We start from the raw sequence: 15,496 nt of genomic DNA, 5'->3' as shown, positions 1-15,496 counted from the left end.
GTAATTAAAATCACTTTTGAAGATTGATGAATAAAAATACGCCAATAAAGATTTCTTATTCGCATGTTCCTTTGTTTGAGCGAGCTCGAAATCAAGTTTTTCTTTCGAACTTAAAATATTATTTGGATCAAAAGTTCGTTTTACGTTATCTAAAATGTCTCTGCTTATTGTAATCTATATATCGTACCTACCTATATATTGATTCAGCCAGGGTTCGTGTTCATAACCGATGCTATGATGATGAGATAATGCTCCGCCATAATCTACAATCGTTTGAATCATTTTTAACATGCCAATACTGTTCTAAAGTATGTTCGCTTTCGGGAAAGAAGCATGTTCTAATAATTATGTGAAAGATGGCATCCTTACTAGACAAGCTGGCTAATTTTATTTTGAACAACTGCTTCGGTGCATTCCTTAAGAGCCTGATAACTGGCCGCTTTTACTTTTTAATATAAATTTTCTACATTCAACCACGAAGTAGCCGTTTCAGCCACATCTACCGCACAACCAAAATCCATCACGACATCCCCTAAATAAGGGTAGTCGTATTTTCGAGGCATACCAAGCTTTTCCTATAGATTGTTCCACTAAATCACCATAAGCACGACAAATAGCCAAAACATTCCTTTTCTTTTAGTGAATTTCTCGCGAAGAACTCCGGAAAGCTAGAATCATACAAACGTATTGCTTGGGATGAAAGAATTTAAATCTTCGTAAGTAGGCTTTACTTAAGGAATAAACTAAAGCTTTAAATCTTAGCTCTTTTGGTCTTAGATGAACACTTAAATCCGTTTCGTCATTATCCATTAATCACATCATATGGAGCAATTTCTTTTCGACCGCACAGTGTTGAAGAGCCTTAGTTCCTTAGATAAAAGTGGGAAATAAGATAGCACTAAAATATTCCTTTTCAGGCAGTGAGTGTATTTTGACCGTCGCTTGAGTAATCATTCCCAATTTTCCTTGGCTACCAATAAATAATTCTTACAGATCAGGTCCACAAGAAGCATGGGGCACAGGACTTTTGTTAATTATGCCTTTAGGCGTTACTATTTCTAATGCTAAAACCATATCGCTAATAGAACCATATTGATCCGATTGCATCCCTACGGATCATATAGCAATCCATCCTCTAACGTCGAAAATTGAAAAGAATCGGGAAATGACCTAAAGAAAAACCTTTAGCATTCAATTGCGCTTCTAATTCAGGTCCCAATGTCCCCACTTGAATAATAGGCAAACGAGAACAGTCGTCTACTTCCATAATTTTATTAATTCATTATAGATCACACAAAACTATCATTTCCAACGATATTAGTTCCACCTACAAAGAGGATAATGTAAATGTCGTTTTCTAAAGTGAGACTTAGAAGCACTACCACTTGCTCTGTGGTTTCAGGATAAACAACCAAATCCGAAGCCCGCGAAATCAATCCTTGGCGAATGCGGTAAAGGCCTTGGAAACTTTTCCAATAAGCATGACGAAGTCGTTGTAATTTAGTTTGTAAAAGCTGATCTACTCTAAAGCTGCTACTCAAATGGGTTAAAAACGCTTGATTGATGTGAAGCGGAGCCAATTAATTTTTTTAAATGCGATAGGTGAATATTTTTCTGCAACATTACAGCCAATGATGCATTCTAGATAAGGCAAAAATTTTGGCATCTTGACCAAATCAGCCTGTTTATTTTCTGCTACCAAACCGAACCATTTCATAATCATATGAGTTTACTCCCTAACTAGCTGATAGTTATTTTTTTTGATAATGCCAATTTCTTAGTTGCGTAATAGCTATATAAATTTCTTGGATCATACGAAGCTTGAGAAACCGAAAGTTTAGAAAAACTTGCTATAAACGTTTTGGGATAAATCAGCTCACCGATATAAACCTTTATTCGCCACGGCCTAACCCATCCACGCTTCTTTAGAAAGGGCTTGACTAGTCCCTTCAATGTAGACAGGGACGATGGGTAGTAATTGGAGGGCAAGTGCAATAAAGGTAGTACCTTTTTTGAAATCCAAAAATTCGATTTTTTTAGTGTATTCCTTCAGAGTAAATAATCAATTTATAATTATTCTCTTTAAAGTCTTTTCAATATCGTTTAATATCTCTTAGAGCTTTTATCGGATTTTTTCTATCGACCGCAATTAAATTCATTAATTTCTAAGGAAAAGATGTCATTCCTTCACGATTTAAAAAATAGTCTTTCACCACTAACATACTAAATTCTTTAAACGGACGTCCCTCAGCTAAGATGAAAGCGGGCATATCCATATAGCTGGAGTAATTACTGGATAAAACGTAAGAATCTTCTAGAAAATGTTGACGATCATATACATAAAAACGACAGTAGCAATGAAAAACTATTAAAAAAAAACTATTTAAATCCCAGTTTATAGAAATAATCTCTAACCTTTTGCATTAGATTTATACCTTTTTCTCCTTGGACCAAATCGCAGATGAGCCCGAGATGAGCCCGAGCAAATTTATTAGCTATCATAGCGGCTCCTAAGGATATTTCCAAAGCTAAAGCACTCACGCCCACGAGCTCTGAAAATCGTTTTGAAAAATTTTCTCCTAGACAATCTATTAATTTTAAATTATCTTTCTGCTATGGAAGTCTTGTAACACCGCCAACGGTTCCGACAGTTATCAAGGGAAGAGTTAATATAAATTTAACATCATTAATTTTAGGAAAAAATATCACATCAAATTATCCTAACACATTTTTAGCTACACAAGGACAATCTTGACATGTAGCGAGATAAATAGCGGTCAATACGTTTGCTACATGGAAATTGACGCCGACGATACTTGCCATTCCGCTTCCATAACGAGCCATCCGTATCTCATCCGTTAAGGCTTCGGGAGAAGATCCTAAAAAGTTTTCACAAACTTCAGCCGAAAACGTGCAAGAAGTAATTACTTTGTGCCAACGACCAGTAAGAAGCGTTTTTGCAGAAGGATTTTTATCGGAATTAAAAGTTTGATTTTAACAACTAGAAAAAAGCAAATTCTTATCCTAACTTAGCTTTAATAAACTGACAGGCCTCATGCGTGCAAAAGGTTGTCATATTTTTTGCTGCTACTTCTGCTATCGTATAAAAAAATCAATTATAAACTAATGATAGATTTGATATTGCTCAATTTTTAAAATCTTACCATGTTCTGTTTTTTCTACAACTTCTTTTAAATTTAGAAAATTATCATCAATCCACCGTAAAAAATAGGTATTTTTTCTTGATCGGCAAAGGAAAATATGAAACTCCGGGATAAAATTTGTTAGAAATATTGCGTTTAAATCCCTCCACATTGAGCTGCTTCATTAAATCCCTGGGACATCGATAGAGTTAATGTCCCCTCCAACGTGGCAATAGGAATATAATAAGTTCCTTACAGATAAGTGCCTTTTACAATACACGGCCCAGCTAATCCTATCGGAATAGAATACTTGTCTGATGTGATTTTCAATTAATCCTCGCAAGGAGAAGGAGCCACTAAGCTCTGTGGCACAAGGTTGCCAATTTAATCCTTGCGCTTTCATCCATTCTCGTCTTTTATTAAAGATTATTTCGTCAAATCCAAAAGGAATTTTCTCTCCCTGGTTCATCAGACGATCCCTTTTGACAGTAGTGCAAATCCAACCCATCTACCATAGTAAGCCAGGCTGAATTGAAAGGAAGATAAATCATCGTTCGTTGAATAAAGACATAGCGAACCCAGACGTTTTTTTACTTTAATTTTTGATCGTTTCCACTCTGATATGATTTCCCAACCTGGCGGACCTAGCCCAATCCTTTACGAGTGTTCTTACGGCGGTTGACTCTTCTTGGTAGGAATTTCCGCCCCCTCAAACGTTGAAAGAAAGTTATTACTGGACGAAAACTAAAAGATATCGCTGGCTCTCCTACCAAAGCAACTGCATGAATAACCTCTTTGACTACATTTTTTATTTTAAATTTAAGGAGCAATTCATTCCGCCAAAATTGACATATAAAATCTGTAAAAAAAAATTCCTGTCGTTGGATTTTAATTAAATCCGACGCCGACAAAAAAATAATTTAAGCGAAAAACAAAGCTCGAGAATATGCTTACTACATTCTTTGTAAGCAGCCTTTTTATTGGATTTACTTCTGCCAAAATCGATTCTTGTTCAAAAGGGAAAAAACTGTCTTCAAAAAACGAACATCCAGAATTTTTTTATGCGTCCCAGGCTCAATCGACGATATCATTTCCTAAATAAATCATAGTAAACAGCAGATTCCAACTGACTACTGATTAAGTTGATGGCGTCCTAAATTGTTAAAATTCCATTGGCCTATTCATAGGAAATTTTAATATCAAACGCATCCTCAAATTCCAGAATAATATTAATTAAACACAGTGAATTGATTTGTAGATCTTCCGTAAATCAAGAAGAGGAGGTTGCATGAGCTACCGCATCCGGCGCTTTACTAAAGGGTGTTACGACCTCTTTAACTTTGTTGAATATTGCAGTTTTATCCATATTTCTATCTTCTCTAATAAAAGACATATTCTCTAATAAAAGGCATATTATTAGTTTTTAAATCAAAAAAGAATTTTTGATCCATCCAAGTATTAAATACTGTACAATTCAATTGTGGGCAAAATGCTAATATACTCTCTCGCTACTTGGATACATTGATCGTTACTTTAACTTCTCTTAAAGGAGAAGGAAGATTGACTTCCTCTAATAAATTTGGTGTATTAACGAAAACAAGGAGCGTTATTGAATAGTTAATCAGTCCAAAATTCAAAAATCTAAAAAAACTCTGTCAAGAATTACTGGCTTTAGCTGGAATCCAAATTAACGGATCCCGACCTTTCAACGTCAAAGTTCACAATGAACAAATTTATGATCGAGTATTACACCAAGTCACGTTGGGGCTCGGAAAATCCTATATGGATGGCTGGTAGGATTTTGAGAATATTAGTCAATTCATATCGCAAATTGTGTGCGCTAATTTAAACCAAAAGTTAATCAGGATAAAAAATTTCTATTTCGTTTGGCCATACATTATTTCATGAAATTTCAATAAAAAAACAGGCTTATTCTTATATCGTTTCTAAAACCCATTACGATATAGGCAACGAACTTTATATCCGAATGCTTAATTTTTACATGACTTATACATGTGCTTATTATCAGAAATCAGAAAATTTAAAACAAGCTCAACAAGCAAAATTAGATTTAGTTTGTCAAAAACTCCAACTAAACCGGGTATGAGTTTACTTAGATATCAGTTGTGGCTTGGGTTCTTTAGCCAAGTATGCTTCAAAACATTACGGTGTCAAAGTACACGGTGTGACAGTTTTTGAGGAACAAAGCGAATATGCGAAAGAGCATTGAAAAGGTTGACAGTTATAGTTGAGTTAAAAGATTATCATGAAATTGATCTGAACAAAAAATTTGACCGCATTACTTCCTTAGGTATGTTTAAACATGTCTGTTACAAAAATTATCGAACTTTTTTTTAAAATCCATTCGTAATTATTTAAAAAAAATAATCGAATTTTTCTACTCCAGACCATTGTAGAAAATATATCTACTAAAAGCGGTAACACCTGATTTGATAAATACATTTTTCCCAACGGGCAAATACGCTCTATTACCCAAATTGGAAAAGCGCTTGAGAATTTATCCGTTATGGAAGATTGGCATAATTTTGGTCCCTATTATGATAAAACTTTAATGGCTTGGGAATAGAAACTTTAAAGCAAGCTGAGAGGAAATTAAAAAACAGTATCTTCAGAAATACGATAAACGTTTTTACCGGATGTGTGATTATTTTTGCATCCATTGACTCGTACTTTTCGTTCTCTCACGTATCAATTATGGCAATTGGTATTAACGAAGGGACTCCAGGGCGTTTACCCTCGATTTTCATGACCAACGCTTCATAATTAAACAAGTATTCACATCACTAAACTGAAACTTGCTTTAGTTAAAATATTAATGAATTTTTCTTGAGTCTACTGAATGATTCTATCTTGAAACACTTCTAATTCGGGATGGATATCTTAGCAATTTAACGATCCATAAATAAACTCTTTGTGTAATTACAAAACTGAAGCGACAGCCTCTATCCCTCCATCACCACCTAATGCTTGTCCAATTAGCGATTTTGTAGAATTTACCCAAGGTAATTGTTGTAGCTTGCAATTTAAAGCCACCGCCCAATTTTTAAGTTCTAATTTGTCTGCCATCGTTCCAATCAAATGTCCATATAATAGCATCAATTTACGAAGGAGAAATTTTTGCTTCTTCAACGGCTCCTTGAATACAAAGCTGCACGCCGATGGGATTAGGCACAGTTATCGACCTCCCTTGACGTTGACCCCTGGTATTTACATTTATTCCTAAAATTTTAGCATAAATTTTGGCATCTCTGTTTTGGGCGCTCTCTAGAGTTTCCAGCATCAGAATGTCAGCTCCGACAGAAGGCATAAAACCAGTGGCCGAAGCACTTATTGGTCGCGAAGCTTTTTTTGGTGTTTCATTAAACCCTTTCCCCAAAACTCGTATCGCATCGAAAGCCAACCAAATATAGGGTGAATAACCTTCCACACCGCCTACCAATTTCGAGATGCTTTCCATTTTTTAAATAGTAAAAAGCACTATCAATAGAATAGCTTCGCTTCCCGAACTGCACGTGCTCAAAATATTAGACAGTTATCCGCCTAAACCTAAAAATCCACCGATTTTTGCGCTGGTGGCGCTCATTATTATTTTTATTCGACCACATGGTGCTGCCTAAACGTTTTACACAACCCAAATCAAAACCTGGAACTAATCTTTTGCCCACAGTATCAATACCGCCAAGTCCGTCCCAATCACCGCTCCCGTTTGACAATCAACAGTTTCTTTATTTTCTTTAGAATATTGAAATCCTGCATCTCGTCAACAATCTACTATCGCAATAGCCGCATAAATCATACTGGTATTCATAGATAATAATTCTTCTTCAGAAAATACGTTTGATCAATTGTTTCGATATTTTGAGGAATCCCTCCTACCTGTCAGGCAAAATTTAATTCTTTCAGCTCCGAATAATAGCGGATACCTGAAATGCCATGGCGTAAAGCGTGCTCAAATTGATTGACGGAATTACCAATTCGAGGCAACAACTCCTAATCCCGTTATCGCAACTGAATGACTCATTCGATTGGTGCTCCTATCCCTGCTATTTCGCCTTGACACACAAGGCGTCTTTCAGAATTCTAAGCTTGGGCGTGACGTCTTATTTTTTTCGGCACCACATCTATTTTTCTGCTCGAATATGAATAGTATCACCCGGATGTGTTGGCGATAAGAATCCAACGTTGGCTTCGGTAAAAAGAGCCAGCAATTTTTTTAAGGCCTTTTATATTCTTTTAATAATAAGTAAAGGAATAAGTAAAGGGTAAATGCCACTATACCAACTTAAGGAAGGGATTCTAATAAAATTACGCCAGGAGTTACTGGATTTCTGCAAAAATGTCCTTAGAAAATGTCCCGAATAAAAAGATTCTGTTAGTTTAAATTTATATTTCCCCTCAATATAATCGTCATTAACTAATAAAATTTTATCAACAAACTGAAGGAGCAGCTTTTGATGAGGCAGCGCCTCTACTAATTCAGCTGAAGTAAAAGGCTGTATAAGCGTTTCTGTTTCTATCAGCTCACTCCCACTCTCCGATTGTAGCCTCATCACACCCTCCTATGGCCCTTTTGGATTTTAAGGGTTAATCTTCATAACAAATATTATAAGAATGAACACACTTTTACCTCAGTAATTTTATAGACGTGTTCATCATCTACAGACGTGTTTATCTTCTACGAAGACATTCCCCTCACCCAACACTAACAAAACACCCTGCTGTGCTAAATGAGAATAACGGCGAATTGCCACTTCATAGCGAACGACTTTGTTATGCGCTCTAATCTGCCAAAAAAATCAATTTCTTTGGCGCCTAATGCGCGTCCAGATCCCACTCCTCCTCGAAGTACAATGTAAAGACCCTAATAATTGCCAAATCTCATCGACACCTAAAAATCCTGGCTGAACAGGATAGTGATGGAAATGATATTAAAAAAACCAATCGTCTAAATGAACATCGGATTCTGCAATAATTTTGCTATGACTTCTGCGATGCTCGACTTCGATAATTCGATCTACCATTAAGAGAGGCGGTCCCAGAAGGGCAGGAATTCCCTCGGCGGGCAAGTCTTCAATTAAGTGACCCAATGTTAATGCGACCATTTCCATTTATGAAAACGTTTTTTTATTTTTGAACGATTCGTAACTGATTTTTATAACTACTCACATTTTTCAAAAAGCAAACTGCCCCAAATTAACCCAGAGCCAACGGTACAAAGAGCAACTTGATCAGCCAGCTCTAAATGATTCCCAGTGCTGAGAAAATACTACCGGTGCGCCTGTGCTGCCCCACAATTGCCAAACCGATCGATATTGTAAAGATGTTGAGTTGGTGAAATACCCACCCCAGAAACAACCGATTGAAGAACAAGCAAGTTAGATTGATGTCCAATAAAATAGACTTTATCCTCTTCCACTTGATTGCGCTCTATTAAATGCGTGAGCGTTTGGCAGGTTTTTGTAATGGTAAAGCGCTAAACGTGAGGCTCTCCTTGAGTAAAACGTCCCCTAATTCTAGCTGTCATCAGCTCCCTCCCAATCTAATGGATTCTAACCAATAAAAGAATCTCTTAAACACCATCATGCACACTTTTATATATTTTCTTAAATACACACAGCAGCACCTACAGAATCTCCAAACAACACGGCAGATCAGCCATTCGAAAAATCGACAAAACTTTTTAAAAATTCGAGATTAACAACAGTGTATTCAGGTAAAGCCATCAAATCCAAATGACTTAAATAATGTAATTGCATTGTAAAAGAAGAAAAACCGGTATTGATATACAGACTCATTGCTTGAACGCCTAACGCATGAGCAATTATATTCGCATTAGCCAGATTGTTGTATTGAAATACACTACCACCCAATACAATCAATTCCACCTGCTTCGGACTAATACCTGCTCGATCTCTCGATCTAGCGCTTGATTAATAGCTTTTACAGCACCTTGAAGATGTGGTTCTTCGAGGTGAATAATATGCCTCAATTGGATTTTTATTGTAGGTGTTTTTAATATAACTTAATGAAAATGCAGTCCGCCGCTCGCGAATGCTAACACGATCTATAATCCATTCATTATTTGTATTAATAATTTAAGGATTCTAAAAAAAGCGTTATCTATGACATTTAGGGGATGATAATGACCAAGTCCTTGTAAATATAACATAATTTTTGCTACTTATAGCTTTCTAAGAAGGCTTAATACCTTTTTGGTGTAATAAAGCTTCTATTTTTGGCTCTCGTCCACGAAAAGCTTTGAATAAATGCATGGGCTCTTCAGAACCACCTGGCTCTAAGATATAAGTTAAAAACTGTTGTGCGCTATGGGAGTTAAATATTCCTTTCTCTTGGAAAAGCGAAAATGCATCGGCAGCCATTACTTCCGCCCATTTATAACTATAATAGCCTGCTGCGTAACTCCCCGAAAAAATGTGAGAAAAACTGTTTTGAAATCGATTAAATGCCGCTATAGGAACAACACAAACTTCTTGACGAACTTCGTCGAGAAGTTTTTGTACTTGGTTTTTTATAGAAAGATCAAATTCCATATGCAATCGCATATCAAATAAAGCGAATTCCAATTGACGTATCATTTGCATCGCTGCTTGAAAATTTCGCGCTTTATGCATTCTCTGAAATAATTCATCAGGCAAAGGTTCACCAGTTTGATAATGCTTGGCGAGCATAAGTAGTGATTCTTTTTGCCACGCCCAATTTTCTAAAAATTGACTTGCTAATTCCACAGCATCCCAGGGAATTCCATGAATTCCTGAAACCTCTGCGTAATCGATTTTAGTAAGCATATGCTGAATCGCGTGGCCAAATTCATGAAATAATGTCACCACTTCGTCATGACTAAAGAGAGCAGGGTGATTAGCTACCGGCGGATTAAAATTACAGTTAACAAAAGCTACGGGAAGTTGCACTTCTCTATTGGATAATCGGCGTCTTAAACGAGGATCATCCATCCACGCACCACCTCGCTTATTTTCACGAGCATAAAGATCAAAATAAAAATAACCGCGCAATTGATCTTGTGCATCATACACCGCATAGCAGCGCACATCGGGATGCCAAATATCTACATCGACCATCAGCCTTACAGAGATCTGAAATAAACGATTTACGACATTAAATAGCCCTTGAACCACTTGTGCCTCTGGAAAATATGGTCGCAAATCTTCTTGAGAAATAGCGTACCTCTGCTGACATAATTTTTCAGCTGTATATGCAATATCCCATGATTCTAATTTTTTAATTCCTAGATTTTTTCTTGCAAATTCACAAAGTTCTTTAAACTCTTCCTTTGCTTTTGGAAGCGAGGCCTTTACCAATTGATTTAAAAATTCGAGAACTTTTTTGGGCTCCTTAACCATCTTCGTTTCTAGAGAATATTGAGCAAAATTTCTAAAATCAAGCAATTGCGCCAATTCCAAACGAGCATTAAGAATTTTTTCTATTACTTGTGTATTATCCCATTTTCCCGCATTGGGACCCTGATCTGATGCACGAGTGACAAAAGCCGTCAACATTTCTTGTCGTAATGCTCGAGAATTCGCATATGTCATAACAGCCAAATAAGAAGGAATTTCTAACGTAAATATCCAACCCTCTAATTCGCGTTGTGCCGCTGTTTGATGAGCCAGCGTTATTGCATGAGGTGGCAAACCACGCAGTTCATTTTCATCTGTAACCTGTTTAAACCACCCCTGAGTAGCATCTAATAAATTTTCTTCAAATTTATTTTGAAGTTGTGACAATGTTTCTGCTAATTCTGCAAAACGCTGTTTTTTTTCAGGCGGCAAACTAATGCCAGCTAATTTAAAGTTATGAATTTCATTATCGACAACTTTGCGCTGTGCTTTATTTAATTTTTGGTATTCGATACCATCGGCTAGCGATTGAATGGCTTGATAAAGACCATAATGATGACTAATTTCGGTAGTATATTTCGATAATTTAGGAAGACATGCATGGTAAACTTCTCGCAAAAGTGGAGAATTGACAACTGCATTGAGATGACTAATGGGCGCCCAATAACAATGTAATTGATCGTTAATATCTTCTAAAGGTTGCATTAAAGTTTGCCAAGTATAATTTTTCCCTGACACGACAAGTTGTTCGATTTTGCCTCGACTTTTACTCAGCAATTGATCCAGCGATTCTTCGACATCACTAAGCACAATAGAACTGAATTGGGGTAGATCAATTTCAACATTCATTTTATTCATCGACGATATTATACAGCGTTCTTAAAGGGGATAAAATGCTATAATAGAAAGAAAATTTCTGGTAAGTTGAGTAATTTACGCGAATTCCTCGGAAATTTTACCATGAAGAATTAAAAATAAACACGACGATTGCTTTAGATTCACGTAATTGTCACTATTTGTTGAATGTATTGCGTGTCAAAGAAGGATGGATGATTGTTTTATTTAATTGCGATGGTCATGATTACAAAGCGGAAATTGTACACATTCAGAAAAAACAGATAGAGGTAGCCATTCAAAGTCAGTACGCAGCCTCTACCGAATCACCTTTATTTATCGAACTTGGTCAAGGAATTTCCCACAGCGATAAAATGTATTACGTTTTACAAAAAGCTGTTGAACTGGGAGTCAAACGTATTACCCCTTTGATCACTGACCGGAGTGCAAAAGTAGGGCGGCGATTTTCACATTTGGAGGGGGTAGTAATAAGTGCCTGCGAACAATTGGGTCGAGCTCACCTTCCTGAAATAAATCAGCCGCAACATTTAAATAACTGGCTATAGCAAAAACGAGACGGGATCTCTTTTGTTTTCGACTTAAGTGGTCAAAAAACACTTTCTAATTTTAGCCAAAATATTGAGCGGGTTACGATCTTGATCGGTCCTGAGCGAGGATTAAGTAGCGAGGATTAAGTGAGGATGAAGTTCACCAAGCAGTGGCCAACAATTTTATCCGTTTGTATCTCGGACCCCGGGTCTTACGTACCGAAACGGCGACAGTAACTGCTTTGAGTTTATTGCAAGGTCACTTTGGAGACTTAAAATATCCTCTACCTTAATCCAAGCCATATTCTATATCTGGAAAACCTGACATAACTATTGACCCGCCGGACAGTTGTTCAGGAATCTGCTACGGAACCTGCGGAGCCAGGTACAGGTACCACCCACAATCACAGTCGATTCTAGATTCGATCGTAGATATTGCGCTCAAATCATGCTCTATTGAAGAGAACTCGTAGTAAGGGACTATTATGCCAGTTCTCTTTTCATAATGTGCTTCTACATTGAACTGGGAAAAAATAGTAGACAGTACACTTGCCCTAAAGAATAAAGCGATTGAGTGTAAAAGACCTAGAAATTAATGATCTCCTAAAGCATTTTAAATGCCAATCTCTCTAGAAATTCCTTATAAAAAAGTATAAAAAATTTATTTTTGTAAGTATAAGTATGGGATTTTTAGTTTCTCTTGGAGTTATTCCGGTTCTTGCCGATTATGATTGCTTGAGGAGAAGATAGGGACTGGCTATGATTGCCAGCTTTATAGCGAATACCACTACCGCTGTCACGTCGGCGAAGACAGCTCTGGATGCGTTTTGATACTGCCTCTTGTTGAAGATTCTCTAATTAATAATAATGTCCTTCAGGCAACAAACAGGAGTGACGCCTCTGGTGCGACGTTAATCTGCACAGATGGAAATTGGCAAAAAGAAGCTTAATGACAAAAGGGCGTACTCTATAAATGTTCTCATTAATCTGCTATCACTGCTCGAATTAGTTTGCCCATCACTGTTTTGGCATTGCCATATAACATTCAGATGTGATCCATATAAAAAAGCCCATTCTCAACCCCAGAAAAGCCTCGGCCTTCACCCCGTTTAATTACGATCACCGTTTTTGGCCCGTTCGACGTGAAGTACGGGTAAGCCGTAGAGTTGGCTGTCAGGCGATTGACTGGTAACGGGATTAACGATGTAGTTGGCGCCAATGACCACAGCCACATCCGTCGTGGCAAATTCTTCATTAATTTCATCCATGGTGAAGACGTAATCATAGGGCACACACCTGCTTCCGCTAACACGTTCATATGACCCAGAATGCGACCCGCGATAGGGTGAATAGCAAATTTAACTTGAATATATTGATCCATCAAAAGTTTTGCTAATTCCCAGACTTTATTTTGGGCTTGAGCGACTGTCATACTAGACTGTCATACTATAGAAACGATAATGATTTTTTGGAATACGCTAACATTACTCCCTAACATTACTCCCTAACATTACTCCCTAACATTACTCCCTAACATTACTCCCTAACATTACTAGCGCATCGGTTACATTGATCAGCTTCGAGGTTCCCTCAATAGCTTGATCTGTTTCGCTGGCTTCTCAATATGGCGTTAATAAAATAGCTCTTACCGATTGATTAATGTCCTTAGCCATTAATCAAGTTAACAAGGTTCCCAACGCTCCAACCACTATGCCAGCCAGTATCATTAATGGATTGCTTAAAACAAAGCCTTTAAAAGCAACTGCTAAACCTCTCATTGAATTAAACAATGAAATTACCACGGGCATATTGGCGCCACCAATCGGCAGCGTCATAAAGAGGCCGTACAAAAATAACAAACCGAAATAAATAGCCAATAAAGAATAATTTTCTGAATAAATAAAAAAGAATTACCCCTATAAAGACCTAATATAATTAATCCTAAAACTGCCATCCTTACATTGTGGAATAGGAGAGTAATAGTTTTCGGAATAACACCTTGGAGTTTGGTAAAAGCTACTAAGATTCCACTAAAGGCGATCATGCCGATCAGTCCACCAAAATGAGTGCTAATAATAAATTGATAAAAGAAGGATCCGAGTGCAAAGCTTCGCTAACCGCGATAGCAGCTAGCCGCGCCACAACCTATGCCATTGTACAATGGGATAATTTGAGGCATTACGGTGATCACCACTCTTTTTCTAGAAATCCAAGCCACGACAACACCAAATCTAGCCATTCGAGGATAGCTCATTTTTTAATCCAAGCAGAAATAAAATAGCCGCGAAAAAATAACCAAACTGGATAAAATGAATCACAACCTTTCCTTATCCTGACTTTTTTAAATAAAGAAAGCATTTGTAGCTTGACCACATAGCCGACTACAGCATTGATGGTTGCAATTAAAACGCCAATAAAACTGATCGTTTGAATAACTGCTGTATGAGAAGTTCCCAGCACTACCATTGCACCGATCAACACAATCCCATGAATAAAATTAGTTCCGGACATTAGGACATTAACGGCGTATGTAAAATACTCATAACTCGCCCAATTATTTCATATCCAGCAAATGCCGCTAACATTACGATATAAAGAGCTGCAATTAATTCAATCATAATTTATCACCTTTACTAACCACGCTCTTAGCAAGGATTTCATCTTGCCAATCGATAGCAATTTCATTTTTTCATTTAACAATAATTGGAGAAAATTAATTAAATTGCTTCCATAAAGTTGGCTGGCATCGCGAGCTAGTCCACTGGCTAAATTGAGTGGACCAATAATTTTTACGCCGTGATGGTTTATTATTTTTCCCGCTTCCATGAGTTCACAATTGCCACCCATGGGAGCTGCCACATTCACAATAACAGACCCTACTTGCATTTGCTCTACCATATTTTTAGTAATAATAAGCAGTGCTTTTTTACCCGGAACAGCTGGCTGCTAGCGACTCAAAAATTTGTTAGAACTAATTAATTCAAATGCCTATTTTCGCTTAGCATTTGATTTTTTTAGATTTAGCATTATCTCCCATTTATCTACACCCGAGCATTGCGAACAGTCTCTATCGCTTTATTCCCGCCTACTTAAATACTTTTAAAAATAAATTAAGTCGACAAGTGGAAATTCCTCTTATTTTAAAATCAAAGGCGACTGACTCAAGCCATCAAAAAAAACCCGTAGAAGATCTTATAGCTCTTGCCAATTATGTCGAAAACATATTATCAATGCCTACTTCGATAGCCGTTGATGTCATTAAAGAATTAGGCGAACCTCGGGCCGCACCATCGAGAACTCCTCAAGTATTGGACTATATGCTCTGGAATAGTAAAGGCTCGGTTAGTCAAAAAAACAGGCACAAGAAAAAATTTCCGATGAATCAAGTAAAGTTAAAAAATTCTGTGTCTGACCCATTCACTACCCCATCTCACTGGATGGGGTGACTGATTTAAAGAGACGAAAGGGGCATTTTTTATTTTCGTGATAACAGAAAAAACAGCGTCTGCAACACTTACTTTATCTTAAGCAGCTTTCCGAGAGAGATTGCTTTGGTGTTAATCCAGTCCTCTAC

General features: G+C 37.1%; 15 protein-coding genes and 6 pseudogenes. 6 read left to right on the top strand and 15 right to left on the bottom strand.

Annotated features, from left to right (window positions below; all coding sequences use genetic code 11):
- Nucleotides 1-174: 174 nt before the first annotated feature.
- From CleRt_RS10935 to CleRt_RS12820, 3 genes and pseudogenes are all read right to left on the bottom strand, one after another.
- Nucleotides 175-282: an FAD-linked oxidase C-terminal domain-containing protein gene (locus tag CleRt_RS10935; protein WP_235379239.1), complete on the bottom strand. Its 108-nt coding sequence runs from the start codon at nt 280-282 to the stop codon at nt 175-177.
- A 1,007-nt stretch (nt 283-1,289) separates the two neighbouring features.
- Nucleotides 1,290-1,580 carry a hypothetical protein gene (locus CleRt_RS10930; protein WP_235379064.1) on the bottom strand — a complete coding sequence of 97 codons (291 nt, stop codon included), beginning with the start codon at nt 1,578-1,580 and terminating at the stop codon, nt 1,290-1,292.
- A 1,135-nt stretch (nt 1,581-2,715) separates the two neighbouring features.
- A pseudogene (locus tag CleRt_RS12820) lies at nt 2,716-2,973 on the bottom strand (hydroxymethylglutaryl-coenzyme A reductase family protein); the annotation flags it as partial.
- 2,043 nt (nt 2,974-5,016) lie between these two features.
- Between CleRt_RS12820 and CleRt_RS13720 the strand changes: the two are divergent.
- The 3 genes and pseudogenes from CleRt_RS13720 (at nt 5,017) to CleRt_RS13710 (ending at nt 5,730) form a co-directional block, all read left to right on the top strand.
- Nucleotides 5,017-5,373: pseudogene (locus CleRt_RS13720) on the top strand (class I SAM-dependent methyltransferase).
- The gene (locus tag CleRt_RS13715; protein WP_162198802.1) at nt 5,370-5,501 is read left to right on the top strand and encodes a class I SAM-dependent methyltransferase; all 132 of its coding nucleotides are present in this window, start codon (nt 5,370-5,372) and stop codon (nt 5,499-5,501) included. The pseudogene CleRt_RS13720 and the gene CleRt_RS13715 overlap by 4 nt, the downstream one beginning before the upstream one ends.
- Before the next feature lie 103 nt (nt 5,502-5,604).
- Entirely contained in the window at nt 5,605-5,730 is a 126-nt protein-coding gene (locus CleRt_RS13710) for a class I SAM-dependent methyltransferase (RefSeq protein ID WP_157843829.1), read from the top strand.
- A gap of 353 nt (nt 5,731-6,083) precedes the next feature.
- Here CleRt_RS13710 and CleRt_RS10915 read toward each other — a convergent pair whose 3' ends face one another.
- The 8 genes and pseudogenes from CleRt_RS10915 to CleRt_RS00250 form a co-directional block, all read right to left on the bottom strand.
- Nucleotides 6,084-6,230 (bottom strand): hypothetical protein, encoded by a 147-nt coding sequence (locus CleRt_RS10915; RefSeq protein ID WP_235379062.1) that lies wholly within the window; start codon nt 6,228-6,230, stop codon nt 6,084-6,086.
- A gap of 34 nt (nt 6,231-6,264) precedes the next feature.
- Entirely contained in the window at nt 6,265-6,621 is a 357-nt protein-coding gene (locus CleRt_RS10910; RefSeq protein ID WP_235379060.1) for a beta-ketoacyl-[acyl-carrier-protein] synthase family protein, read from the bottom strand.
- A gap of 67 nt (nt 6,622-6,688) precedes the next feature.
- Entirely contained in the window at nt 6,689-6,877 is a 189-nt protein-coding gene (locus CleRt_RS10905) for a hypothetical protein (RefSeq protein ID WP_235379058.1), read from the bottom strand.
- Between the two features lie 510 nt (nt 6,878-7,387).
- The gene (locus CleRt_RS00265; RefSeq protein ID WP_157870741.1) at nt 7,388-7,717 is read right to left on the bottom strand and encodes a hypothetical protein; all 330 of its coding nucleotides are present in this window, start codon (nt 7,715-7,717) and stop codon (nt 7,388-7,390) included.
- A 243-nt stretch (nt 7,718-7,960) separates the two neighbouring features.
- Nucleotides 7,961-8,266: pseudogene (locus CleRt_RS10900) on the bottom strand (hotdog family protein).
- Between the two features lie 164 nt (nt 8,267-8,430).
- On the bottom strand, nt 8,431-8,580 hold the full coding sequence (locus tag CleRt_RS10895; RefSeq protein ID WP_235379056.1) for a 3-oxoacyl-[acyl-carrier-protein] synthase III C-terminal domain-containing protein: 150 nt from the start codon (nt 8,578-8,580) through the stop codon (nt 8,431-8,433).
- Between the two features lie 235 nt (nt 8,581-8,815).
- A complete protein-coding gene (locus CleRt_RS10890) occupies nt 8,816-9,049 on the bottom strand; it encodes a hypothetical protein (RefSeq protein ID WP_048874767.1) in 234 nt (77 codons plus the stop codon).
- Between the two features lie 306 nt (nt 9,050-9,355).
- Nucleotides 9,356-11,389 carry a M3 family metallopeptidase gene (locus CleRt_RS00250; RefSeq protein ID WP_235379054.1) on the bottom strand — a complete coding sequence of 678 codons (2,034 nt, stop codon included), beginning with the start codon at nt 11,387-11,389 and terminating at the stop codon, nt 9,356-9,358.
- 92 nt (nt 11,390-11,481) lie between these two features.
- Between CleRt_RS00250 and CleRt_RS12815 the strand changes: the two genes are divergently transcribed.
- On the top strand, nt 11,482-11,940 hold the full coding sequence (locus CleRt_RS12815; RefSeq protein ID WP_306686876.1) for an RsmE family RNA methyltransferase: 459 nt from the start codon (nt 11,482-11,484) through the stop codon (nt 11,938-11,940).
- A gap of 131 nt (nt 11,941-12,071) precedes the next feature.
- Nucleotides 12,072-12,215, top strand: a pseudogene (locus tag CleRt_RS12810) (16S rRNA (uracil(1498)-N(3))-methyltransferase); the annotation flags it as partial.
- 816 nt (nt 12,216-13,031) lie between these two features.
- On the opposite strand, the gene CleRt_RS14465 reads toward CleRt_RS12810, so the two are convergent.
- The 4 genes and pseudogenes from CleRt_RS14465 to CleRt_RS00230 form a co-directional block, all read right to left on the bottom strand.
- Complete coding sequence (locus tag CleRt_RS14465; protein WP_306686709.1) at nt 13,032-13,214, bottom strand: NAD(P)(+) transhydrogenase (Re/Si-specific) subunit beta; 183 nt, start codon at nt 13,212-13,214, stop codon at nt 13,032-13,034.
- 384 nt (nt 13,215-13,598) lie between these two features.
- A complete protein-coding gene (locus CleRt_RS10880) occupies nt 13,599-13,799 on the bottom strand; it encodes an NAD(P)(+) transhydrogenase (Re/Si-specific) subunit beta (RefSeq protein ID WP_053097804.1) in 201 nt (66 codons plus the stop codon).
- 437 nt (nt 13,800-14,236) lie between these two features.
- Nucleotides 14,237-14,540 (bottom strand): annotated as a pseudogene (locus tag CleRt_RS00235) (NAD(P) transhydrogenase subunit alpha part 2).
- An 8-nt stretch (nt 14,541-14,548) separates the two neighbouring features.
- A pseudogene (locus CleRt_RS00230) lies at nt 14,549-14,862 on the bottom strand (NAD(P)(+) transhydrogenase (Re/Si-specific) subunit alpha); the annotation flags it as partial.
- Between the two features lie 65 nt (nt 14,863-14,927).
- Between CleRt_RS00230 and CleRt_RS00225 the strand changes: the two are divergent.
- Complete coding sequence (locus tag CleRt_RS00225; RefSeq protein WP_048874764.1) at nt 14,928-15,368, top strand: hypothetical protein; 441 nt, start codon at nt 14,928-14,930, stop codon at nt 15,366-15,368.
- Nucleotides 15,369-15,496 lie beyond the last annotated feature (128 nt).

This window comes from Candidatus Coxiella mudrowiae, from assembly GCA_001077715.1.
GTDB lineage: Bacteria > Pseudomonadota > Gammaproteobacteria > Coxiellales > Coxiellaceae > Coxiella > Coxiella mudrowiae.
The sequence above is the reverse complement of the archived record's forward strand: the minus strand, read 5'-3'. Positions and strand labels throughout refer to the sequence as shown.

What these genes read in the sequence shown, in the direction of transcription:
- CleRt_RS10935 (WP_235379239.1), bottom strand. Translation starts at nt 282, where the DNA reads ATGATTCAAACGATTGTAGATTATGGCGGAGCATTATCTCATCATCAT.
- CleRt_RS10915 (WP_235379062.1), bottom strand. Translation starts at nt 6,230, where the DNA reads ATGGCAGACAAATTAGAACTTAAAAATTGGGCGGTGGCTTTAAATTGC.
- CleRt_RS10910 (WP_235379060.1), bottom strand. Translation starts at nt 6,621, where the DNA reads ATGGAAAGCATCTCGAAATTGGTAGGCGGTGTGGAAGGTTATTCACCC.
- CleRt_RS00250 (WP_235379054.1), bottom strand. Translation starts at nt 11,389, where the DNA reads ATGAATGTTGAAATTGATCTACCCCAATTCAGTTCTATTGTGCTTAGT.